The 22,393-nt window shown below is 47.9% G+C and carries 19 protein-coding genes and 1 tRNA gene; 3 read left to right on the top strand and 17 right to left on the bottom strand.

Going from position 1 to position 22,393, the window contains the following annotated elements; translation table 11 throughout:
- Positions 1-3 precede the first annotated feature (3 nt).
- From GO013_RS05015 to ybgF, 7 genes are all read right to left on the bottom strand, one after another.
- Positions 4-510 carry a peptidylprolyl isomerase gene (locus tag GO013_RS05015; RefSeq protein ID WP_163808955.1) on the bottom strand — a complete coding sequence of 169 codons (507 nt, stop codon included), beginning with the start codon at positions 508-510 and terminating at the stop codon, positions 4-6.
- A 3-nt stretch (positions 511-513) separates the two neighbouring features.
- Positions 514-1,473: a tyrosine recombinase XerC gene (gene xerC / locus GO013_RS05010; protein ID WP_163808954.1), complete on the bottom strand. Its 960-nt coding sequence runs from the start codon at positions 1,471-1,473 to the stop codon at positions 514-516.
- Entirely contained in the window at positions 1,436-2,410 is a 975-nt protein-coding gene (locus GO013_RS05005) for a diguanylate cyclase (protein ID WP_163808953.1), read from the bottom strand. The genes xerC and GO013_RS05005 overlap by 38 nt, the downstream gene beginning before the upstream one ends.
- Before the next feature lie 28 nt (positions 2,411-2,438).
- A complete protein-coding gene (locus tag GO013_RS05000; RefSeq protein ID WP_163808952.1) occupies positions 2,439-3,275 on the bottom strand; it encodes an HDOD domain-containing protein in 837 nt (278 codons plus the stop codon).
- Entirely contained in the window at positions 3,272-3,664 is a 393-nt protein-coding gene (locus GO013_RS04995; protein ID WP_163808951.1) for a hypothetical protein, read from the bottom strand. The genes GO013_RS05000 and GO013_RS04995 overlap by 4 nt, the downstream gene beginning before the upstream one ends.
- A 170-nt stretch (positions 3,665-3,834) precedes the next feature.
- Complete coding sequence (dprA, locus tag GO013_RS04990; RefSeq protein WP_163808950.1) at positions 3,835-5,073, bottom strand: DNA-processing protein DprA; 1,239 nt, start codon at positions 5,071-5,073, stop codon at positions 3,835-3,837.
- Between the two features lie 69 nt (positions 5,074-5,142).
- Entirely contained in the window at positions 5,143-6,033 is an 891-nt protein-coding gene (ybgF, locus tag GO013_RS04985; RefSeq protein ID WP_163808949.1) for a tol-pal system protein YbgF, read from the bottom strand.
- A gap of 198 nt (positions 6,034-6,231) precedes the next feature.
- On the opposite strand from ybgF, the gene GO013_RS04980 reads away from it, so the two are divergent.
- Entirely contained in the window at positions 6,232-7,158 is a 927-nt protein-coding gene (locus GO013_RS04980) for a hypothetical protein (protein WP_163808948.1), read from the top strand.
- Between the two features lie 73 nt (positions 7,159-7,231).
- On the opposite strand, the gene GO013_RS04975 is transcribed toward GO013_RS04980, so the two are convergent.
- The 5 genes from GO013_RS04975 to GO013_RS04955 all read right to left on the bottom strand — a co-directional run bounded on the left by GO013_RS04975 (position 7,232) and on the right by GO013_RS04955 (position 14,610).
- Positions 7,232-10,165, bottom strand: coding sequence for a chemotaxis protein CheA (locus tag GO013_RS04975; protein WP_163808947.1), 2,934 nt, complete (start codon positions 10,163-10,165; stop codon positions 7,232-7,234).
- A gap of 101 nt (positions 10,166-10,266) precedes the next feature.
- Complete coding sequence (locus tag GO013_RS04970) at positions 10,267-10,635, bottom strand: response regulator (protein WP_163808946.1); 369 nt, start codon at positions 10,633-10,635, stop codon at positions 10,267-10,269.
- 62 nt (positions 10,636-10,697) lie between these two features.
- The gene (locus GO013_RS04965) at positions 10,698-11,573 is read right to left on the bottom strand and encodes a protein-glutamate O-methyltransferase CheR (RefSeq protein ID WP_163808945.1); all 876 of its coding nucleotides are present in this window, start codon (positions 11,571-11,573) and stop codon (positions 10,698-10,700) included.
- Positions 11,574-11,581: 8 nt separating this feature from the next.
- Positions 11,582-13,519: a HEAT repeat domain-containing protein gene (locus GO013_RS04960; protein ID WP_163808944.1), complete on the bottom strand. Its 1,938-nt coding sequence runs from the start codon at positions 13,517-13,519 to the stop codon at positions 11,582-11,584.
- Positions 13,520-13,563: 44 nt separating this feature from the next.
- Positions 13,564-14,610 carry a chemotaxis response regulator protein-glutamate methylesterase gene (locus GO013_RS04955; RefSeq protein WP_163808943.1) on the bottom strand — a complete coding sequence of 349 codons (1,047 nt, stop codon included), beginning with the start codon at positions 14,608-14,610 and terminating at the stop codon, positions 13,564-13,566.
- 202 nt (positions 14,611-14,812) lie between these two features.
- Between GO013_RS04955 and GO013_RS04950 the strand changes: the two genes are divergently transcribed.
- Together GO013_RS04950 and GO013_RS04945 are read left to right on the top strand one after the other, a co-directional pair.
- Positions 14,813-14,889: transfer RNA gene (locus GO013_RS04950), tRNA-Pro, on the top strand.
- Between the two features lie 239 nt (positions 14,890-15,128).
- Positions 15,129-15,959, top strand: coding sequence for a hypothetical protein (locus GO013_RS04945; protein WP_163808942.1), 831 nt, complete (start codon positions 15,129-15,131; stop codon positions 15,957-15,959).
- Positions 15,960-16,022: 63 nt separating this feature from the next.
- On the opposite strand, the gene GO013_RS04940 is transcribed toward GO013_RS04945, so the two are convergent.
- The 5 genes from GO013_RS04940 to GO013_RS04920 all read right to left on the bottom strand — a co-directional run bounded on the left by GO013_RS04940 (position 16,023) and on the right by GO013_RS04920 (position 22,085).
- Entirely contained in the window at positions 16,023-19,130 is a 3,108-nt protein-coding gene (locus GO013_RS04940) for a DEAD/DEAH box helicase (protein WP_163808941.1), read from the bottom strand.
- On the bottom strand, positions 19,120-19,938 hold the full coding sequence (locus tag GO013_RS04935) for a Hachiman antiphage defense system protein HamA (RefSeq protein WP_163808974.1): 819 nt from the start codon (positions 19,936-19,938) through the stop codon (positions 19,120-19,122). Before GO013_RS04935 ends, GO013_RS04940 begins: the two co-directional genes overlap by 11 nt.
- Before the next feature lie 232 nt (positions 19,939-20,170).
- The gene (locus GO013_RS04930; protein WP_163808940.1) at positions 20,171-20,887 is read right to left on the bottom strand and encodes a YkgJ family cysteine cluster protein; all 717 of its coding nucleotides are present in this window, start codon (positions 20,885-20,887) and stop codon (positions 20,171-20,173) included.
- Positions 20,888-20,970: 83 nt separating this feature from the next.
- The gene (locus tag GO013_RS04925) at positions 20,971-21,870 is read right to left on the bottom strand and encodes a relaxase/mobilization nuclease domain-containing protein (RefSeq protein WP_275406320.1); all 900 of its coding nucleotides are present in this window, start codon (positions 21,868-21,870) and stop codon (positions 20,971-20,973) included.
- A complete protein-coding gene (locus tag GO013_RS04920; protein ID WP_163808938.1) occupies positions 21,867-22,085 on the bottom strand; it encodes a hypothetical protein in 219 nt (72 codons plus the stop codon). Before GO013_RS04920 ends, GO013_RS04925 begins: the two co-directional genes overlap by 4 nt.
- Positions 22,086-22,393 lie beyond the last annotated feature (308 nt).

Genomic DNA, 22,393 nt, shown 5'->3' with positions numbered 1-22,393 from the left:
AACTTACTCAAACCGTCGGGCGGATATGACAGAGACCGGATCGACCGGAACGTCATCAAAACCTTGATAGCTCTTCGTTTTCGCCTTGCTGATCTTGATAGCGACATCCATGCCATCAATCACTTCGCCAAAAACGCAATAGCCAAAATTCTCATCCTCTTCGCCCGTATGGTCCAAATCCGGATTGTCAGCCACATTGATATAAAACTGGCTGGTGGCACTGTGCGGCTCGGGCAACCGGCCCATCGCCACGGAACCGGCCACATTTTTCAGTCCATTAGTCGCCTCATTTTCAAGAGGAGCACGGGTTTCCTTTTCCTCCATGGAAAAGGTCAATCCGCCAGTCTGAACCATGAAGCCTTTGATAACACGGTGAAACAGGGTGCCATCGTAAAACTCATCGTCAACATATTGCAAAAAATTGGCAACGGTCTTTGGGGCCTTGTCCGGGAAAAGTTCAATCAGGATCTCCCCTTCAGGGGTTTCCAGAAGCACCATGGGATTGTCCATTATCTACTCCGTATCGTTGTTTTTTTTCTTAATTCCATTCACACCCGCTCGTGGATGCGCTGCATCGTATACCTGCATGATATGCTGCATGTCCAGATGGGTGTACCGCTGTGTCGTGGTCAAATTTTCATGCCCCAACAACTCCTGCACACTGCGCAAATCTGCCCCGGCTTCAAGCAAATGCGTGGCAAAACTGTGTCGCAACATGTGCGGATGCACGTCCTTGGGCAGTCCGGCCAATTTGGCAAGCTTGGCAATAATCCGATTGGCCTGCCGCCGGTCCAGCCGCTTTCCGGCCCGCACACTCAAAAAAAGTGCCTGTTCGGAGTAGTCATCCTTGAGAAAGGCGTGCCGCTGCTCCATGTACCGACGAATTCGCTGTATCGCGGCATCAGACAGAGGCACGATTCGCTCTTTGTTTCCCTTGCCCACCACCCGGATCACATCTGAATCCACGTCGTTCATGTCCAATCCGATGGCTTCACTGATTCGAAGCCCAGACCCATACAAAACCTCTGCAAGCGCAATATCCCGCAGCCCTTCCGGGTCAGGTTCCACCGCTACTTCCATCATGGCCACGGCCTGATCGACATTCAACAACTGTGGATGCCGCTGCTCCTGCTTGGGATTGCGGATACCAGCCATAGGATCTTTTCCGATCTGCTTGTGCCGCATGAGAAATTTGAAATATGCCCGCAAACTGGACAACTTGCGCCCCATCGACGTCTTTGAAAGCTCCCGCCGATGCAGCTCGGCCAGAAACCCTCGCACATGATCCCGAGTAATCCGTTCCGGGATTTCCAAGGTCCGTTTTTTGCCTCGAAGAAATTGCTGGAACTGGTCCAAATCCGTTCCATACGACCGAAGAGTCGCAGAAGAGTAGCCCTTCTCAACCTCCAAAAAGGCGAGAAATCCCTGCACGAGTTCACCGTGCTGATGACGTTTTTCGTTGGTCGATGACATAACAACTCTTCGGATTTTTCTTGGCCTTTTTTTTCAATTCCATGGCAATCGATGACACTTCGCCATAATGCCGAATCCGTCCGTTCCGATTGATAACAACGGCAAGGGAAAGAGCCATCAACGGAAAAACTCTGGTATTCCCTTCTCGATCAACCGACGTAATGTTTCCCCGTCGTCGATCCGCAGAGTCGTAGAAATGGGGCACGATGTCGTCAAACGCCGCAAGAATCCGCTCACACGCGCCTTCGACCTTCTCCGGAGACATGATGAAAACGAAATCATCGCCACCGACATGCCCCACAAACGTCTGCGGGTCACGATAACTCCGGATGGTATTCACAATCAACCGAGCCGTCATCATCAAAATTTCATCGCCCCGGGAAAATCCATACGCATCGTTGTAGGATTTAAAATAATCGAGATCACAATAGACCAGGGCGAAATCATCCCCTTGCTCGATCAGCTCCTGAATCCGTTGGAGAATCGAGGAATTACCTGGCAACTTGGACAAAGGATTCGCATCAAATGCGCGCATGGCCCGACACAGGGTCAAATTGAGGCGGTGCCGAACCTCCGCAGGATTGAATGGCCTGACAAGAAAATCATCAACCTCAACGGCATTCCAATCCCATTCCTGCTCATCATCCAATGAATCCAAACACATGACGACGGGCAATTGACGGTAGACGTTTTCACTCTTGACCAAGGAGGTCACCTCCGGACCAGAGATATCCGAAAGACGTGTATCCACGACCAACACATCAGGAGGGGCATTAAACAAATGTTCAATAGCTTGACCGCCGTGCTTGAAAATCGTGAATTCTAGGACATCAGGAGACCACAAACGCTGAACAAGCTGAATTAAGGCTGGGTCGGGAGTCAGTAAAAATCCGTGCTGTTTTCGTTGGAAAAGAGACTGTTCAAGTGGCTGCTTCATGCAGCGGACCTCGCAAAAATTTTTAAAATTATAAAGAGAGATCGGAGACTTCAACAAGCTGATCCGACAGCTCATCCATGATCCTATCAAGATCAGACATCTTGAACTTGAGTTCTATAAGCGCCTCGGGACGCAAATACGCAGTTTGATCGTCTCCCGAATTGCCAAATTCCAAAAGACGAATCAGGAAATCTCCCAAATGAACGACGCAGCACATGGGCTTGTAAAATTCCGCCAATTGCGGAGCGTGGTGCCGACTCATTGACTCCCGAATATTGGGAGGCAATCCCCAATGGCGAGCAAGCCACGCATTGATACGGTCATGACCGAACCCAAGGACTTCCTTCTCTGCCTGAAAATACGAGAATTGTCGGGCCTGCACGGTCTTGAGAATTGAAGCATGGACATCAGGGAGTTGAACCGCAGTCACGACCTTGCCGAGATCATGCAGGAGCCCCGCCACCGCGTACTCTTCCGGATCTTCAAACCCGGCTCGACGGGCAATGAGCGTACAGGCTGTCGCACAGCCCAGACTGTGTTCCCACAACCCTTTCATGGACTGCTCCATCATATCGAAAACCGACGTGGAAATGATGATACCCCGCACGACATTGAATCCGAGCAACACCAAAGCGTGCTGTATGGAACTGATCCGCCCGGGGAATCCGTAAATCGGCGAATTGACCATTTTCAGAACCTTGGCCGACAAAACTTGATCTGTTGAAATAACCTTGGCAATCGACTCAGTGGAGGCGTCAGGATCTTCCACGAGCGAGGTCACTTTGTTCAACACATGCGGCAAGGTCGGCAAATCCTTGACCTGAAGAATTTCACCACGAAAACGGGTTTTCAGATCGTCACTCATACGCTCGGCCTATTTTCTCCATTCTCATGTTCATCGTCAACGGAAGACTCAACCGCCCGCATCCTGGCTTCCTGAGCCGCAGCCTTCAGCTGAAAATACTGTCCCATACGTCCTTTGACGCGGGTCATCCAAGTGTCGTTGGCATACTGTCTGAACAAAATATCCAACCGCTCCAAACGCTCGGCCCACCGAGTTCCGGCTCCTGCTCCCCCCATCTCCACCGGGGTCCCCTGCACCGTGATGCGCTCAACATCCATGGAGTCCAAACGAGCAATGAGACTGCTGGTCAGCTCCATTCCTTCAGCCATGATGGTCATCCCACCGTCCTTGAGCACTGGTTTGGCCAACTTCATGCCGGGAGTAGCGAGACTAAGTGGTATTTTCTGCATACATTTTCCGATTCAGAGCACAGTATTTCGTAAAAGAAACAACACTTCGCATTCAGTGCCCACTCTGTCCAATTTTGTCAAAGGGAATCACTCGCCCCCCCCCAATGACATTCGATAATCCACGACGCTCCCACTGGCCATACGCCACGATTCTCATCCGTTTTAGACAATCAGGATTCTCGAACGACATACCACATACCCGGCAACTGCTGGACAGCCCCCCGCATTTCCAACATCAACAAAAGTCGGCTGATCGAAGCAGAATCAAGATCGAGTTTTCGTCCAAGCGCATCAATATGAATCTTGTCAGTAGAATCCATCAATGCCAACACACTCGACTCTTCTTCCGTCAGGTTCATCGCCTCCCTGTCCACGGACGAACGCCGCTTACGCGCCACAGAAGAAGAGGCCCTAGCTGTGGGCTCCTTTTTCTTGGAATGCGATTTTTTCCTGACCTTCGCCTGTTTGACGTCAACCCCTTCTTCAGTCGTTTCAGAAGGCGGGTCAGGAATCAAAGCCAGTTCTCGAACAAAATCATACCGCAAAATTTCCACAATATCAGAGGCGGACTCTACCAATGCCGCTCCCTGTTTAATCAGACGATGACAGCCGGTAAAAGTCGGCTGCCCAATCGGTCCGGGTACGGCAAAAACATCCTTACCCTGCTCGCCAGCCAAACGCGCGGTAATCAAACTTCCACTGTTATGGGCGGCCTCTGCCACTAATACCCCCAACGAAAGGCCACTGATGAGTCGATTGCGAACAGGGAAATGCTGACCACGCGGCCGCACGCCTGGACCGAATTCCGTGACCACCAACCCCTGTTTGTCGAGCTGTCGTCTAACATCACCATTATCCACGGGATACTCGATGTCCAACCCACATCCAAGCACGGCGATGGAACTCCCAATCCCTTTGAGGCCTCCGAGATGCGCCTGCCGATCGATGCCCAAGGCAAGGCCGGAAACAACCGTGATACCAATTTTTGACAACTGCGCACTGATGCGGCCAGCGGTTTCCAACCCGAGGCGAGAACACTCTCGCGCGCCGACGACTGCAACACCAGGATTCTCGAAAAGCGAAACATCACCCGAAACATACAAAATGGCAGGAGGGTCAGAAAGGTGTTTCAAGGCATGGGGAAACCGGGGATCAAACCAGGTGACCACCTCCATTTTTGCCCGAGTGGCCTTCCTGTATTCATCCTCGGCCTTTTCTCGCCAGACCTCTTGGACACAATTCCGGGACACCGCAGGTGTTGCCAAGGCGTAAAGAGGCCATGAGGCGGCATCCTGAACCGCTTCGAATGCACTGTCATAATGGACAAACAATTCACGCCACACCTTGGGACCAAGGCGGGGCGTGTGTTTCAATGCCAAACAGGCGAAATATTCTTTGCGCAGGTCCATTCAAACAGGTCCCTTGATACGACACTCAACAATCACTCTCCCCAGTCACCGCCCGATGCAACGCAGTCACTATCCTCCCAAACGATTCAATGCCTTTCGGCCAAGAGTGGCAGCATCACTTTTGGGAAAATCCTCCACCAGGGCACGGAGATAAAAAACCGCATTTTCGGTATCTCCGACGTTTTCATACGACATCCCGATCTTCAAAAGCGCGGAGGCTGATTTGAGATGCTTTGAAAAACGTCCGGTGACTTCCTTGAAGGTCAAAATGGCTTGGGCATAGGACTTTTGAGAATAATACGTCTCGCCTTTCCAATACAAGGCGTTCGCAGCCAACGTATTGTTCGGATATTTCTGAAGGAATTGATCGAATGTCGCCCGAGACGCGTCAAACTGCTCGGCATTGTACTGTGACAATCCCAGAGCATACAACGACTTGGGACCTGATGCTTTTTTTGTGACCGAAGGAACTGGCTTGGGAGCGGCTTTGGGAGCGGCTTTGGCCACAGGGCGGGACACGACTTTGGGTTCCGGGACAATCACAGGAGCTTGTGGAACCGTGGCCCAAGGCTGTTCGTCATCATTCTGGACAGCGGATTTGTCTGTCGATTTCTGACCATCAACCCACCCTTCGTCCTCGGGCTTCAAATCCGTCGCCCACGCTTCCTCCGCGACTGGCTCCTTGGATTTTACCGAAGATGAAACCGGAGGAGTTATCGCTCGAAGGGCCGCAATCTCTGATTCAAGATCAGCCAATTGTTGTTCAATTGCAGCATTTGCCACGGCAGTTTCGTTCGCCATCGTCCGTTGCTGTTCCCGAAGATTCAGAAATCCTTCTTCAAGACTTTTGATACGCCATTCCGTACTTGCCGAAGCCGTGACCGCATTTTTCCCGGTGGTCGTACACCCGACAAACAAAAGCGTCACAAGAAGAAGTGAAACAAGCTTCAATTGGACCATTATTGATTTCTCCGCATTCTCACGATTAAACATCCTTTAGGAAATTAAGTGATACTCGCCCTTTTTGCAAGGGATCGATAAAAAACCTCTCTCAGGAGAGGCTCTATGCAAACCTTGCATGACAGACGTTTTTCAGGCAAAAAAAGACGCGCACACAGATGGTGGGCAATGCACAGAAAATCGGAGTTCCAATCAATCATGAATACACAAGAAACCTTGACTATGGTCGCATTCCTGCTGGCCCCGGCATTTTTCAGCCTGCTCGGCATGGGTGCCATAGGCAGCCCCGCGATCGCCATTCTCGGTGAGATATCCGCAAAAACCAAAAAACGGGTCTTTTTCGACAAATACGGCCAACAGATCGGTGCCATGGGGTTGGTACTCCTCATCCTTCTTCTGATTGTCGATGGTGCGGCCTATGCCGTGGCCCTAACCAAGTTCCCGCAATACATCCACGCCCTGTTCTCGCTAAATTCCCCTCTTTTGGACACATTTGTGGCCTTTGGCGTCTTCGCGTTTGTGAGCCTCATCTATTTCACGACGTGGAAAAAAATGCGCACGAACAAAGGACTGCACATGACATTGGGAATGGTCGCATCCCTTGCGGCTCTGACCTGTGTCGCACTGGCCATTCCTGCCAAAATAGCTTGGACTCTGTCTCATGGCACACCGTCGGAAACAGCCGTGGCTGCTGCCGCCGGCATGATTTTGCCCATGTCCACCATGTATGCCCTGCTGACGATGTCTGCGGCCGCAGCACTGAGCGCAGCCTACCTCGTACTGAGACGCAACAAGGACGACTTCGGCCGAGACTATTACAACTTTTCTCTGAAACTCGCTGCACGGTGGGCCACACTGCCGATGATCGGTTTTCTGGCATGTCAAGGCTGGCTGTATGCCGTCCTGCCGCCGTCCTACAAGACGTTGGTTCTGGGCACGCCACTGGTTTTTGCCTGGGGCGGCGTCATTGCTCTGGGCGTTGTCTGTATGCTCCTGTGGATTCTTATTGCCCGCAGCGCATCACCACTCAGGCTCAAAGGACTAACTTTCGTGGCCCTACTCATCTTCTGGCTGTTGCATACCTTGAACATCATGACCACCATCAATCTGTTCACCATGCTCTAGAGGCCGGACCAAATCTGACAAAAAAAAGCCGGAAAGCATATGCTTTCCGGCTTTTTCATTCAGTTTCTAAAGACTACTTGGAATTTGGTAACGCGCCCGCAACAGTCAGGGTTTCCTGCTTTCGTCCGAGCTGTGTCGAAATGCTGTATATTTCATGAGGGTCCAAAATAAGTACAACAGACCCGTCACCCATAATCGTGGCACCAGACAGCCCTTGCAAATTGAAATTGTTAAGATACTGCCCCAAGGGCTTGATAACTATTTCCTGTCGCTCCAAGAGCCTATCAACAACCAATCCAAGCCGACGATCATTATCCTGAATCACTACCATGGGCAAAACATCCCTGTCGTCCATGGATTGCGGCAGGCCGAGCAATTCGGCCAGTTCCACCAATCCCAAAACCTCACCCCGCAGAGTGACAGCCTTCCGATTGTTGACGTCAGACAGTTTTTCCACTTCGATCTTCGTTGTTTCGGAAACCGCATCAAGTGGAATAGCAAACGTATCGCCCGCAACCTGAACCATCAGGGCGTCGATAATAGCCAGAGTCAGCGGCAACGTCAGCGTCAATTTGGTTCCCTTCCCGACTTCAGACTTGGTGTGGACGCTGCCCTTGAGATTCTTGATGTTGGTCTTGACCACATCCATACCGACACCCCGGCCAGAAATATCCGTCACCTTTTCGGCAGAAGAAAATCCCGGAGCGAAAATCAGGTCCAGCGTCTCTCGATCATCCATGACATTGGCTTCTTCCGGGGTCAAAATTCCCTTGCGAATCGCCACAGCCTTGAGCTTTTCCGGGTCCATGCCCCGCCCGTCATCTTCCACTTCAATGGCAACGGAATTGCCCTTGTGGTATGCACGCAACCAGACATGCCCCTTGGGCTTTTTGCCCAAACGCACTCGCTCGGCCTCATCTTCAAGACCGTGATCCACAGCATTTCGGACCAAATGAACCAACGGATCACCAATTTCCTCGACCACGGATTTATCGAATTCAGTCTCTTCGCCTTCCATGATGAGTTCGACCTGCTTGCCCGACTTGCGGCTCAAGTCACGAACCAGACGCGGGAAACGGGAAAAGACGGTCTGTACAGGCACCATACGAACTTTCATGATGGTATCCTGAAGATCATCCGAAATACGAGCCATGGCATACGTTGTTTCTGTCAACTGCTGGGCCACCACGTGTACTTCTTCCTGCCCTTCCTCCAGGGCACGAGCCAGCATGGCATATCTATTTCTATTGATAATCAATTCACCAATAACATTCATCAAATGGTCGAGCTTATGATGATCCACACGAATCGTACTTGAAGCCTTGGGTCTGACAGGAGAAGGATTCACCACGCGTTTTTTCCCGCCCGCCTTGACAGGAGTCGTGGCAACAGGTGTTGCAATCGGCTCAGGCGAAGCCACTGGCGTGGGCTTGGGGACAGAAGGCGCAGGCTTTTCCGGTGCCTTTGCAACAGGAGCCGACACCGAAGAAGATGCCGAATCAGCCCTTGGCTGCGCTTTTTGAGAGGGTTTCTTCGATGAACCAACCTTCCGCTTGTTCATTTTTTTCGTCGGGTCCTCGACCGGACTTCCAGTCAGTTCCTCCAAGGCCTTCAAAATCATATCCTTGAGAATCGCAAATTCCTGATCGAGGATATCCAACATCAAGGTAAAATCCATGTCCGTCTTCCGTCCCTGATCGATCAGACCGACCGTTCGGGAAGAGTATTCCTTGATTTCATCCAACCCCATATATCCGGTGGAATTCTGAATCGTCTGAAACGTCCTGAACAATCCATCCACGATATCGGTCTGCCCGGCATCTTTTCTGAGCAGAGAAAGAGCGACAACGGCTGATTCCAGCTGTTGATTGATCGTCTGAACGAATAGCGCAACATCTTCCGGATCATACTCGCCAGCCGACACCGATGTCTCTTCTGACGCGGAAACAGCTTCTTTCAATGCAGAAGAATCCGGCTCTTTTGCCGGAGCCGAAGTCTCGGCACTCGAAGCCGCCTTGGACCCGGGAAACAATCCGAGCACGGCGGAAGCATCACCATCTTCCGTTACCTTTTGCAGCACCTGCACCATCACGCTGGTATCGAGCGGTTCGACCTTGTTGGTTTCGACATTCACCTTGCCAACCAACGCTTCAATGAGATCAACACTCGCCAACAAAAGATCAATCAACCCCTGACTGGATTCGATTTCCCCCTTGCGAACCTTGTTCAACAGCGTCTCTGCTTCATGGGTCAAGGAATTCAATTCCTTGAAACCAATGATCCCGCTGTTTCCTTTCAAATTGTGAAAATACCTGAACGTATCGTTGATCAATTCATCTCGGCCATCCGGCTCGCCCTCCAAGGACAGCAGGCACCGATTGAGATTTTCCACAATCTCGTTCGCTTCTTCGAGAAAATCAGCCAAATGACCTTCTCCGACAGTTGTCAAAGCATATGGCGTCGTATCAAAATCAGGATCCGGTTGGGGATCAAAAAGTTCTTCAGCAACCATTGAAACAGCGTCCTCCGCCACACGTTCAGATTCGATCACCCCGGCATCATCCTGAGCAGGGGCGGTCTCCGGCTCAGCCGTCGGGACACCCTCCGGGATTTTCCCGACCAATGCCGCTTCGATTTGAGCGATGATGGGAGCCGTATCCACGTCCCCTTCGACACCATTGGTTTCCAGATTATCCACCATGGTTCGCAAGGCATCTGTGGCCGACAGAATCAAATCCATGATCCCAGTGGTCACTTGCATTGATCCTTGACGGAGTTCATCAAGGATGTTCTCCGCCTTGTGCGCCAAACCGTTGATCTTGTTCAGGCCAAGAAACCCTGACGCTCCCTTGAGCGAATGCATGGGTCTGAAAATCTCATTGAGCAAACCGAGATTGTCAGGGCTTTTTTCCAGCTCCAACAGATTTGGCTCGATGGTTTCCAAGTGTTCTTTTGCTTCAGCAAAAAAATCGAACAAGATTTCTGGATCAAGAAAGTCCTGGCTCATCGAAATACCTCTGGCAACACCGTCCCGTTGCACCCGTACCAACGAAACCGTCACTGCCGTCTTGGCTGTGTTTTCATCACAAAGCCGTTAGCAAAAAAGCCCTACCCCAGCAGCATCTTGACATTTCTTACAAGTTTTTCAGGCTGTGCAGGTTTAATCATGTACAGGTTCGCCCCAACGATCAACCCGGTCTCCACATCGCGATCCTGTCCTTCTGTTGAAAGCACCACGATAGGAATATCCCGATATGCCGCCTGTTCTCTCACTGTTTTGATAAACGTCAATCCATCCATACGTGGCATATTGACATCCGAAACAATAAGGTCGACCTCTGTCAAGCTATAGAGCTTTTCAAGGCCATCCAAACCATCTTCCGCTGTCGTCACCTTGAAGCCTTCTTTTTTCATAATGAATGCAACAAGATTCCGTACAGTCTTTGAATCGTCCACTATCAGAATATGTTTAGACATGACTCCCCCTGAATAGCATGGCCTTTTCCCAATAATCAATTCCATATAGTGACAGAATCATTTTATTCTTCCTTCTTGTAAATGATCGCTCCGGGATAATGAATGGGCTTGAATGCGCGCGCAATAGTGTGCAACGATTCGGAATGCCCGATAATCAAGTACCCGCCCGGGAGCAAATTGTCATAGAATGCGTTGATAACATGTTTCTTCATGGCATCGTCAAAATAGATGATGACATTTCGGCAAAAAATAATCTGCGATCGCTCAACCCGCTTCAATTGCATCCGATCCTTGAGATTGATCTGGCTGAAACTGACGAGTCGTTTGACTTCGGGCTTGATCTTGTTCAGCCCCTCATCCCTGTCGAAATACCGGGAAAGAATCTCCGGCGGAGTCGTTCTGAGCGTATAATCATTGTACACACCGCGTCGGGCAGACTCCAACACCCGCTCTGAAAGGTCATTTGCCGTAATTCGGATATCCCAGGCCCCAATCTCACTTTTGAGCAACTCATGCGCGATCAAGGAAATGGTATACGGTTCCTCTCCAGTGGAACACCCTGCCGACCAGATACGCAATTTCTTCCCATTTCGCCGACACCTCCCCACCACCTCGCTCAATATTTCTTTCTGAAACACCGTAAGTTGCGGTGGGTTCCGATAAAAGCTGGTTTCATTTGTGGTAATAACTTCAAAAAGCTTTTTGATTTCAGCGGCCCGACAGGCATCAAACCGAAGTAGATTGTAATATTCATCAAAATTTTTGAGATTCAACTTCTTCAGCCGATTTCCCAATCTGTTTTCAATCAGATATTTCCGGTTATCAGCCACAAATATTCCACATTCCGCATAGATGTAATCTCGCAGATGAAGAAATTCCTGGTCAGTAATCTTGAGAGTCTTGCCAAGCGATATAGTCTTGGAAAATAAAGACGACATGCCCCCCCTTACTCCTGCGCTTCCTGAATCCGGAGAATGGCTTCCTCGGCAGCACTCACCAATTCATATTCATCGCTATTGGTCACCTGCAATAATGCGGCAAAGGCCTTCGGTCCGCCGATGTTCCCCAAGGCTTCCACGGCCTTCATCACCACGAATCGATTGGAATCCTGCAACATATCGATCATGAGAGGCACTGCCTCCTGCGCGCCATGCTCACCCAAAGCGTCCATGGCCCGAATTTTGACCCAATCGTCTTCATCATCCAATGTATCAATAAGATGTGGCAAGGTTTCCCCATCGTAATTCTGCCCCAACGTCTCGACGACTGTCAGGCGCACATCCTTGCTTTCATCATTCAACCGTTGCAAGACCAGAGGCAGCCATGCGTCCCTGAATTCCGTAAAAGAAGCCAATCCTTCGATAGCGACCCGACGGACATCCGACTCCTCATCCTCCACCGCTCGCTGGAGAATCGCGAGATTATCCTCGGACTCAAACTTGCCCAAGGCATACGCGGCCATAAGCCGCTCCACCGCATTGTCACTGACAAACATTTTTTGAAACCGTTTCTGCACGTCCTGAGTGCCAATGGCTATACAGGCATCCAAAGCCGCTTCCTTCACATCATCGTACTGATGATGCAATAACGGGAAAATATTTTCGGTAACTTCAGCCAATTGAAGTTTTTCACCCAAAAGATAAACGGCACTTTTCAAAACGGTTCCGTCCGTGTGGTCAGCCAAAACTCGAATGAAAAAATCCTTGGTCTGGGGACGTCCCCGCTGGGCAATGGCGCTGACAATCTGCCGTTGCAACGGAAGAGCGACTTTCCAAAACGCATCCATCAGCACACCACACACATCATTCTGTGCCACACACTCGCTCGGCGCGATTTGCGACAAGACCTGCACAGCGACTTTTGCCACGCCGGGATCATCTCCGAGCACCCCCTCCTTGAGGGCTTCGGTCATCCCTATCTCAGCCAGGAAAGCGATAATGGATTGCAATCGGTCCTGATCCCGATCCTGATCCAAGGCTCCGGCAATCTGAAGAATACCTCTGGATGCCTCTTCGCCTCCAACATAGGCCAACCCCTGAATGGCAGCGTCCTGAATTTCCACATCTTCGTCCCGCAAGGCCACCAACAAGTATCGGCGGAACCGTTCGCGTTCATCAGAACTCAAGAGAGTCAGGGATTTTCCACCAAGGATCTTGACCACGGCCTTGACGATCTTGTTCCGCAAGGCGGTTGGAGAATCGCTCATCCGCCTGAGCAACATGGTCACCGCCTTGACATTGCCCAATTCACCGAGAGCATCGATAATCATGGAGGCCACCAGATCTGAAGCGGTATCCAACGCCTTGACCAGAGCGTCCACAGAACTGGCGTGCCCGATCTTCGTCAAGGCCTCGATCACCGAATACTGAACCCACTCCTCATCGCCGATGGCCTTGTTCAAACTGGGAATGGCTTCGTCCATGCCCAACTCTCCAAGACTCACGGCAGCCTGATACCGGACATTGACTTCCGGGTCTTTCAGCAAAGCGTCGCACAAAGGAGGCACCGCCAAAGGACTTTTGGTCGATCCCAGAATATCCGAAATGAAAATTCTAATATCCGCATCCGCATCATCGATCAGATCAACAAGAGACCCGATGTCTTGATGACCGACTTCTCGCAGGATATCCATGGCCAAATTACGAACCGGGGCTTCATCGGAACGCAGCAAAGGAATGACAGCCAACACGACATCCTTTCCACCGATCTTGCGCAAAGAGCTGTCAACGGCTTCCTGAATACCCAAATGATGTGTCTGAAGTAATTCTGCCAATTTAGGCACGGCTTCGACACAATTATTTTCGCCTGCCTTGAACGCACTTTCCCGAACAACTTCCTTGTTGTCACTTCCTAAAAGCACAATATATTCAGAGCATTCCACCATGATTCCAGTCCCCCATACAGACAGTAAGCGTCACTCACACGATTCTATTTATACAAATTTGCCATAATGGCCTCGGCCATATCATCCAGATCAACGATCTCGTCCGCCAACTGCTCATCAACAATGGATTTCGGCATCCCGTAGACGACACAGGTTGAATCACTCTGCGCCAAGGCACGCCCTCCCCGTTCCTTGAGGTCCCGAATCCCTTCACATCCATCATTCCCCATACCGGTCAAGAGAACACCAAGCCCTCGCTTGCCAACGGCCTCGGCCACGGAACTGATCAGTACGTTGGCTGAAGGCTTGTACAAAGCGTCACGGGGTCGATCGGTCACCACCACGTCAATTCGGCTGACTTTCTGATCCAGAACAACATGCCGCCCTCCCGGGGCCACATAGGCATGTCCAGGACGAAAGACATCGCCATTCTGCGCTTCCTTGACGGTTATTTTGCTGACACCGTTCAAACGTTCGGCAAATGGCCCCGTAAAAGCCGCAGGCATATGTTGAGCGATCAAAATCCCAGCTGGAAAATCAGCGGGAAAAGAGGATAAAATTTTCTGAACGACAGGCGGTCCACCGGTAGACACCCCGATTGCGACGACATCGCGAACAGGACGCCCCCCAATCCGAGGTCGTACAAGAGAAGGTGCTTTCTTTTTTCGAGCGGTAGGTCGAACCACATGACGCATTTTGCGCAGGGCCACAGTCTTGACCCGCTCAATGAGGTCTTTTTCAATCTTGATAATATCGAGAGAGACTTTAGAAAGCTGCTTCGGAATAAAATCAACTGCACCAAGCTCCATGGCTTTCAGCGTCGCCTCGGCTCCTTCGGTGGTCAGGGAACTGACCATGAGAACGGGGCGCGGTGATTCCATCATGATATGCCTGAGGGAGGTCAACCCGTCCATTTTCGGCATTTCGATGTCCATGGTAACCACATCAGGATTGAGTTCACGCACCATTTCAAGGCCTTCCTGGCCATTACGCGCCACACCGATCACGCTGATACCCGGATCTTTGTCGAGCATGGTGCTGATGGCCTTCCGCATGAAAGCGGAATCATCAACAACGAGAACTTTAATCACGTATCCCACTCCTTACCATCTTTCCTACCGGCCAATATCCGGCAGTGATTCCGCAGTATCTGGCTCTATCACTGTACGGAAATCATTTTGTCATTCAATCTCCAATCTTAGGCGGGTTTATGGCCTTTGTCCACAACTTGAAAAAACTTGAAATTTTATCTTGCCTTTTTATTTGTGAGGGGCTAAATCCCTTTCTCGACAGCGGGATGTGGCTCAGTCTGGTAGAGCGCTGCGTTCGGGACGCAGAGATCGGAGGTTCAAATCCTCTCATCCCGACCAGATAAATCAAGGGTTTATGACAAATCGTCATAAACCCTTTTTTGTTCTTGCTAACCTATTGCTAACACGCGCCCCCGTTGTATCCCTATCGCCAACATAGGTTTGGGTGGATTCTTTTACCTATCCATGTCATTCATCTCGTGAACAAGCTTATATAGATTTAAAAAATAATTCTGACCGATAAAGAACGATACTCATTAAAATAAATCACTTATTCTGATAATCGGGGAGAAGCTATCGTGAGTAGTCTTACAGATGTCGACAAACGTTACCTTGAAAACATACTTGGGATGCAGACAGGTTTTGTTTTAGATTACACGGACTCATCCTTTGGGGCATTCTTTAAAAGGCACAACATCGCCATTCACTCTCCAAAGTACCAAACAATAGGGACTTCAAAAGCGAAAAAAATGCGCTCTTTTTGGGAGCAAGAAAACGACACTCTTGTAGGTCAAATCCTAGACGAGATGCTTGAATCATATGAAGCAAGCTGTGTTTTGAATGGGACAAAACCAGACACTCAGGTGTTAGATAAATCAAAACAAATAGTCTCGCGACTGAAAGGAGTATATCAAAAAGAAAACGCAGACACTAAAACATCCTTCCTCGACAAAGAATTTGAAATTCCTAACCTTAGTAAATTACCTATTGAAAGATCCTTGGTCGCAATTATTGAAATGCGCCTTGATGAAGCAAGAACTGCCCTTAAAGCAGGTGCGCACCTATCGGTCATTTTTCTATGCGGGAGTGTCCTTGAAGCTGTTTTGTTAGGAAAAGCCAATAATGAACCAGCGCTTTACAACTCATGCCCTGCGAGTCCTAAAACCCAAGAAGACAAAGTAAAACGATTCAATGAATGGAGCTTAGCAAGCTTAATTGACGTTTCGTGTGCAGTTGGAGTTATTGAGCCAGATATTAAAAAATTTGGGCATGGCTTGCGGGATTTTCGAAATTATATCCATCCATATCAACAAATGATGTCCGGATTTTTTCCAGATGAGCACACTGCAAAAGTTTGCTTTCAAGTCCTAAAAGCAGCTTTAGCGAGTGTGGCAGGAGATAGAGGTTAACGCTCCAATAAGCTTTACTGTACACATGGCAAGATGCCAAATATTTTAGGCCCAACAGAATGACTAAGAAATAATATCAATCATTTGCTGCCTATAATACTCTGGATACGGGGCAATAGTCTCAAAAGAAAACTCTCGGTTTTCCTTCAATTTACTGATCAAGCTCGCTTTGTAACATGTAGCCGGTTGAATTGTATCCGATAGAGTTTGAGCTATGACCCGATCTGCAAATCCCAATTCGTAGTAGGAAACAGCACAAGCTGACGGAAGACCATATTTAAACCTCTTTTGATATGTTTTAAGTTTTTCAACCTCGTAATCAGCATCATCCAAATCAAACAACTCGACGAATTCAGCAATCGCTCCCAAAAGCAACGCACCATCGTATGAAAATGCATGCTCGCACACTTCAACAATGTGGTTAATTGTAACAACTCTACGTTGCTGGCCCCATATTATCCTAGCATTATTGACATCAGCTGTAGCCAACAACCCACCATAGGATTTCCCTTCCATCCATTGAACAGCGAGCCAAAACAAGACGTTTTTATCATCGAATTTATGGAACATTTTATTTGAAACATGCTCTATTAAAAGAGGCCAAATCAACTCCATAAACTGGATATGATTTTCAATTGATTGTATTTCATCAATATTCTCTTCAACCCAACGCTCTATTTTTGCTGCGTCTCTAATGCCGTATAACACCTTACCATACATTTTCTTTCGCTTGTCATCTTCAATTGTCTTCGCGATATTACCAGAGAGCAGCCTAAACAAAGACCGTATATGTTCCTTCTTATCAGCATCAGCTAAGTAGTATGCTAATGTTTCTTCTGCCAAACCAGAGACACCATCGTCTCCATACTCCTCCCAATGAGACAAAAGAAAGCTCTCAAGAGCAGAGATCAAGCCAATTCTCCAAGATATCTGCGCACGAACCCCTTCTACAGAGAATCCCTTGTCTCCATGCATATCTGCCACACTTTTAGTAAAGTCTGGAATCTGCTCTGGAGAATTTACGTAAAGAGTAGCAAAATCGAGGGCATTCATAACTAATGTAGTTTTTTCATCATCACTTTTAATCGGCTCAAAAACTGACAATAGGTTACTAATACAGGGCTCTGAATTGGATGGGTCTAGAAGCTCTTTAACCTGTTGCCACCTCCAGCTTTCTCTAAAAGCTCTTCGTCTGTCGTAAATTTTAGGATCAGCAAACAGGATGCTCCCTTCAGTATGCATACCTGAACGCCCGGCACGACCTATCAAATTGTGGAAATCTCGCACCTTGATACGCTCACCAGCTTGATAAAAATTGGTCATAATAAGATATTTGATTGGCAGGTTGACCCCTTGTGCCAAAGTTGAAGTACAGACGACAAATCTAATTAAATCATTGCTCATAGCATACTCAACAGCCAAGCGAATCCCTTGGGGAGTATTGCCATGATGGGAGAAAATGCCATGCGCCGCACTTTGGGTCGCAGAGGCAGCATTCCCTAAATTTTCAACATGTAATGAAAACAATCGAGCGACTTCATTATGATCGGAAAATTGCAGGGGTAAAGCCATAGGAACTTCACGCCCAATAACATCAACCGCCATATCACAAAGACTTGATGCAGTTGTTTTTTGACCACAAAAGATTGCGATGCTTCCGTTGCGTACCAGCTTTAAGGCGAGGTATAAGGCAATAGATTTACCATCGGACTCTACTGGAAAATACCGTGGAACTCTTTCCATACCTCTTTTGGCCAGTTCTATTTTTTCAATTATTCTAGGAACAAAAACAAGTTCCTGATCAGCATTTTTTTCATCCACATATCTGATTTGGCCTAAGCGATCTAACCAACTAGCAAAACCTATAGAACGGTGAGTGGGATTAAGGTAACTTCCTTCCACAACTTTTTGATGGCCGTTAAGCCATTCTCCAACAGATGCCGCATTACTAATCACTGCGGATATAAGAACTTGCTGGGTATGCTCAAGCAACATGGCACGCAGGGAAGTCAGCAGCAGTTCATAGGTAATGCCTCGTTTACCATTATCGAATTGATGACCTTCATCAAAAACAATGAGGCCTATAAAATCTGCGAGTTCTGGCGAATGTCTCAGGACATAAACAAGCTTCTCAGGCGTAACAATAACCACTTGATGCTGCTCTACCAACTCATCAATATCAAAATCAGCCTGTATTACGTCAGAAAGTTCATCGGCCTTAATTGCCTCACCTTTAAATGCAGCAACTAAGCTATTCTTAATCTCATGACACAACGCTCTAAATGGAGCGACAATCACGGCGAGATTAGTCCTTCCTGATAAAAACGCACTTCGAATAACCAATTCGGTCGCTTTAGTTTTTCCGGCACTTGTTGGCATTTGAACAATGGCAGATTCGCCCCTAAATACACCTTGCTCTCCTAACAGGTGTTGTGCTGGCCATAGTTCTTTAATGAATGTGTCTTTTTGAAGAACTGGACTCCACACGTCCTTTGGCATACCGGAGTATTCTGGGAGAGAGTTCCAAGTTGAATTCTGAATTTTTTTGCGAACTAAAGCAGATAATATGTCAGCTAATAATAATTCCCTAGCTGTCCCTGAAGTGTAAGCTGCCATTCTCAGTTCAGCACAAGATGCAACCAGAGGCTCTCCCCCCAGCCCTTCTTTGAAATATTGGACAAGAAGCATCGAAATCGCATTAATTGATGAAGCGTATACACCTCCAATCTCAATAGGATTCTGCATGTAGCCGCTCTTCAGAATCCACTGAAGAGCGTATTCTATCCCTTCACACCCCAAATCAATCTCAACTGGCAGCATTCCCCCAAGAACGGAGGAACTACCAGGCAAGTCACAAAGATAATATGAAGCTGAGCCAAGAAGAACCAGATAATCTTTTAACTCTCCATGCATATTTGACTGCATATAGGCATCAAAAAATTTTGCTGAAAATATAAGATGCTCTCTCACTTCCGAGACAAGTTCGCCAGGTCTCTCTTCATTAATACTTGCAGCCAAGTCACCAAGTAGACCTATCGACAAAGGAAATAACATTGAAGGGTGTACAGCCAGATTAATCTGTTGGTCTTCCTCGGGCACATTGTACTCTATCATCTTCGCCTTAGACTGAGTTACCCCGAGAAGACGATTAGAGCTATTTTCAGGCCTCATCTGCAGCCCTCCTATACAACGCATGCACAAGCTTCATCATGTCTTCTCCTCGAATAACCACAAGCTTAAGGTTTGCTAAGTGTGGATGTGAAGACGAATCAGTTGTAGAGATGGTCTCCTTATCAAAGACCGCATTTTCAAAAAGAGCAACAGCTCCATAAAAATCTTGATACGGGTTATCTGCTTGGTTCTGGAATCGCTCAATTTTTATTGCGCCATCAATGTCTTTTTTGGTAAAAAGCCTTTGTTTGATGGCATTCAACGACTCTGCTTTCCTTGCTATGTCCTTTATAGACCCATCAACGGCATCTTGAAGCCGTTCATCTGCTTTTTTCCCAGAATATTGAGCCTTAACCTCAAAAAGAGCGAGCCTATCATTCAGACTATGCTCTCCATCTTTTTCAAAATAGAATCCAATAAGATCTGTGCCCTTCGTAGATTCATTACGAACGGTCTTATCGCCATATCGGGTCCTAGGAACCCAAAATCCAAGTATGTATTCGAGGAAGTCAGCTACCAACACCTCACTAAAGTCACCAGATCGGATACTCGGCCCTGGTGCCGCTTTGGGATCTGGGAATTTGATGTCATCTAAATATTCAGTTCGTGTGCATCCAATACCCCGGCAATAAAAGTCAATTTCAGAATCTAAACAGTAATGATTTCTAAAGTGTTTCGCCCATCTTGTAAGCATTTCATCATCGTCCTGATGACAAAACTCCCACACTTCAACATCCTTACCATCCGCAGTTGCCAACCGCTCTCCAGTATCTTTAAGCCACTGTACATGATCATTACTCCAAGGCATTTGCAGCACCAACTCTCAGTTTTCGTATATATGAAGATTCAAACGCATCATTTTATACATTTTCACATATCGCATAGATAGAGACATAGCAACGATCAAAATGATTCAACCAACTGTTTTTTCTTAGTAAGACCATTAATGATCTACCAAACTCAATATATAACACCAAACAAAAGAAGCACGTAAAGCCAACCGACTCTACGCGCTTCTTTTTTACTACTCTTAAAGGCTATCAACTCATTTTACTCCTTAGCCCCGCCATAAACCGTGCCGATTCCTTCATATAGTAAATACCATGAGGCAATGTCATTATCCCCGCACCAGGCGGTACTTCTCGCATACCAAACTGAGCTAAAAAATAATGCTCTAATGCTAAAATTTTTTGAACAATTTCTTCTTCACATTGTATCTCTAACTTCTTTATTTTACTATTATATTTGCACGAAGTAAACTTTCGTTTCGAATACCAACTTCTACACATAATTGGCCTAACCTCATAGATTGAACACTTCCCATCATCTAAAAATGGACATGGAGAGCTAAAAACACTTGAGATATAATCGAAAGTTGCTTTTTCAGTTTTCAATCGGCTGACACTATACCAAAAAGCCTCTCTGTAAGGTTCAAAAGCATCATCCCATTGCGGATATTTTGGAATAAAACCCTCTCTCACAAGTGGGTATTCATTAAGATATTCGTTAATAACAACCAATTGACCAGTGTTTGCAACAATGAGGTGATCGCAGCAATAACTGCACCCTTCTTTGCATTTTACATTTACGCCATTGATTTCACCTTGAATGATCGAATCAGCATGCACTAAAAATTCCGAATATATACCTACAAACTTTGCGATTCTTTTTTTAGGATTCATTGAAGAAAGCTTTGGTAAAACCTCAGCACCAACTTCCCAAAAATCCTTTATAATACTCTCTAGCTCATTAGCCATTCATAGCTCCTTAGCAATAATCTTTGAACACCCGAAGCAGACACATAGCGTCACTTTGTAATACAAAATGACTGCAAAATACATCACATCCCTCTTCCCCTACCTTCTTTTGCCGACCGTCCCACTCCGTTTCTGAATGACGATTTAAGAAGATCATTCAATTCAATTTGAATATCTCTGCACACATCCTTTTCATAGCGACCGACTTGTTCCAGACGGCTTTCCAGTGCTCCACAGGCATACCCCCTTCCAAGACTACCTCCGGCATACCTATCAGCGATCCCCTGCCCCTTTGGGGCATCTTTTAGGCGGTATGAAACTCCGTTTATGGTTCCGTCTCTTTTAGTTCTCCAGTTCACCTCTATTTGATGCTCCTGATCAAGCCACCTCTCAAAGGCTGCTTTCGTCCCATCACAACCCTTGATTGCATGATCTACAGCCAACCGAATTGTTTCCTTAGGGTGCTGGTCTAGCCCCGCTTTATTGGCCTGGTATTGCTCCTCTATCTTCTGCGACCGGCCTTGCCCCTTCTGTTTGCTAGGCATGCGCTTGAGCCCGTGTTTAATCTCTAACTCACGCATGGCGTCCATGTTGCGTCTCTTGGAAAACTTGTCGTTCCAGAATTCTTTCCCATCTCGTCCGACACGACTAGCAATCAAATGGTAATGAGGGCGTCCAGTGTCGATATGCTTGTAGAGGACATACTCGTGCTTATCCGGGTCCATTTGCATCTCCCGCATATAATCCTCTGCCAAGGCCCGGGCATCTTGTATTTTATCACCCTCAGCAGGGTTGAGTGAGACATGAAACACCGCGTTTTTACCCTGCCCCTCATATAGATCGCGTGTTTGGTTGAACTCCTTAGCCAAGTCAGATGGGGTGTCACACAACATATTTGTTGCCTCCAAACGAGAACCTCGTTTTTCAGCCACATACCGCACACACCCCCCGAATCCTTTACCCTGAGTGATATTTCCAATCATTTGCTGACAACCATGGCGCGTATTTCTTTGATCATCTTAACGACGCCATTAAGCCAAGAGATTTGCTCTATGCTCAGATGTCTCTGCCCCTCACGCCCCTGCATGACCAGAATCTTGATGAGGCCGCCGACCCGACCCAATTCGGCTACAACTGATTTATTAATCTCAGGTAAAACTTCAACCCGACATTTCAAAGCCATTTCACGGACAAGCAAGCTAGGCCTCTTCCCCGATCTTTCTGACAAGTCAATCACTCTAGAATATTCTCGATTGGTCAAAGACAATTTTATTTGATGGCGACGTCTATCCTCTTCCAGAACTGGCGGCCGCCCACCTTTTCGCCTCGTAGAATGCATGTGGCTCTCCTTGTTCAAGGGGGTCCAGGGGGGAGCGATAGCCCCCCCTGGCAAGCAGTTTTAGGGTACCGAAAACACAGCTTGCTCTTTCTTCAAACCGCGCCAAGCTATCCTCCACATTCATAGGGCGAGGGAGTATCCACCAACACAGTCAGGCCTAAGAACTC

The sequence above is a fragment of the Pseudodesulfovibrio sp. JC047 genome (genome assembly GCF_010468615.1).
In the GTDB taxonomy this organism is placed as follows: domain Bacteria; phylum Desulfobacterota; class Desulfovibrionia; order Desulfovibrionales; family Desulfovibrionaceae; genus Pseudodesulfovibrio.
The sequence above is the reverse complement of the archived record's forward strand: the minus strand, read 5'-3'. Positions and strand labels throughout refer to the sequence as shown.

Excerpts from the sequence above, each read along its gene's own strand:
- GO013_RS05015 (WP_163808955.1), bottom strand. The coding sequence starts at position 510 with ATGGACAATCCCATGGTGCTTCTGGAAACCCCTGAAGGGGAGATCCTG.
- xerC (WP_163808954.1), bottom strand. The coding sequence starts at position 1,473 with ATGTCATCGACCAACGAAAAACGTCATCAGCACGGTGAACTCGTGCAG.
- GO013_RS05005 (WP_163808953.1), bottom strand. The coding sequence starts at position 2,410 with ATGAAGCAGCCACTTGAACAGTCTCTTTTCCAACGAAAACAGCACGGA.
- GO013_RS05000 (WP_163808952.1), bottom strand. The coding sequence starts at position 3,275 with ATGAGTGACGATCTGAAAACCCGTTTTCGTGGTGAAATTCTTCAGGTC.
- GO013_RS04995 (WP_163808951.1), bottom strand. The coding sequence starts at position 3,664 with ATGCAGAAAATACCACTTAGTCTCGCTACTCCCGGCATGAAGTTGGCC.
- dprA (WP_163808950.1), bottom strand. The coding sequence starts at position 5,073 with ATGGACCTGCGCAAAGAATATTTCGCCTGTTTGGCATTGAAACACACG.
- ybgF (WP_163808949.1), bottom strand. The coding sequence starts at position 6,033 with ATGGTCCAATTGAAGCTTGTTTCACTTCTTCTTGTGACGCTTTTGTTT.
- GO013_RS04980 (WP_163808948.1), top strand. The coding sequence starts at position 6,232 with ATGAATACACAAGAAACCTTGACTATGGTCGCATTCCTGCTGGCCCCG.
- GO013_RS04975 (WP_163808947.1), bottom strand. The coding sequence starts at position 10,165 with ATGAGCCAGGACTTTCTTGATCCAGAAATCTTGTTCGATTTTTTTGCT.
- GO013_RS04970 (WP_163808946.1), bottom strand. The coding sequence starts at position 10,635 with ATGTCTAAACATATTCTGATAGTGGACGATTCAAAGACTGTACGGAAT.
- GO013_RS04965 (WP_163808945.1), bottom strand. The coding sequence starts at position 11,573 with ATGTCGTCTTTATTTTCCAAGACTATATCGCTTGGCAAGACTCTCAAG.
- GO013_RS04960 (WP_163808944.1), bottom strand. The coding sequence starts at position 13,519 with ATGGTGGAATGCTCTGAATATATTGTGCTTTTAGGAAGTGACAACAAG.
- GO013_RS04940 (WP_163808941.1), bottom strand. The coding sequence starts at position 19,130 with ATGAGGCCTGAAAATAGCTCTAATCGTCTTCTCGGGGTAACTCAGTCT.
- GO013_RS04935 (WP_163808974.1), bottom strand. The coding sequence starts at position 19,938 with ATGCCTTGGAGTAATGATCATGTACAGTGGCTTAAAGATACTGGAGAG.
- GO013_RS04930 (WP_163808940.1), bottom strand. The coding sequence starts at position 20,887 with ATGGCTAATGAGCTAGAGAGTATTATAAAGGATTTTTGGGAAGTTGGT.
- GO013_RS04925 (WP_275406320.1), bottom strand. The coding sequence starts at position 21,870 with ATGATTGGAAATATCACTCAGGGTAAAGGATTCGGGGGGTGTGTGCGG.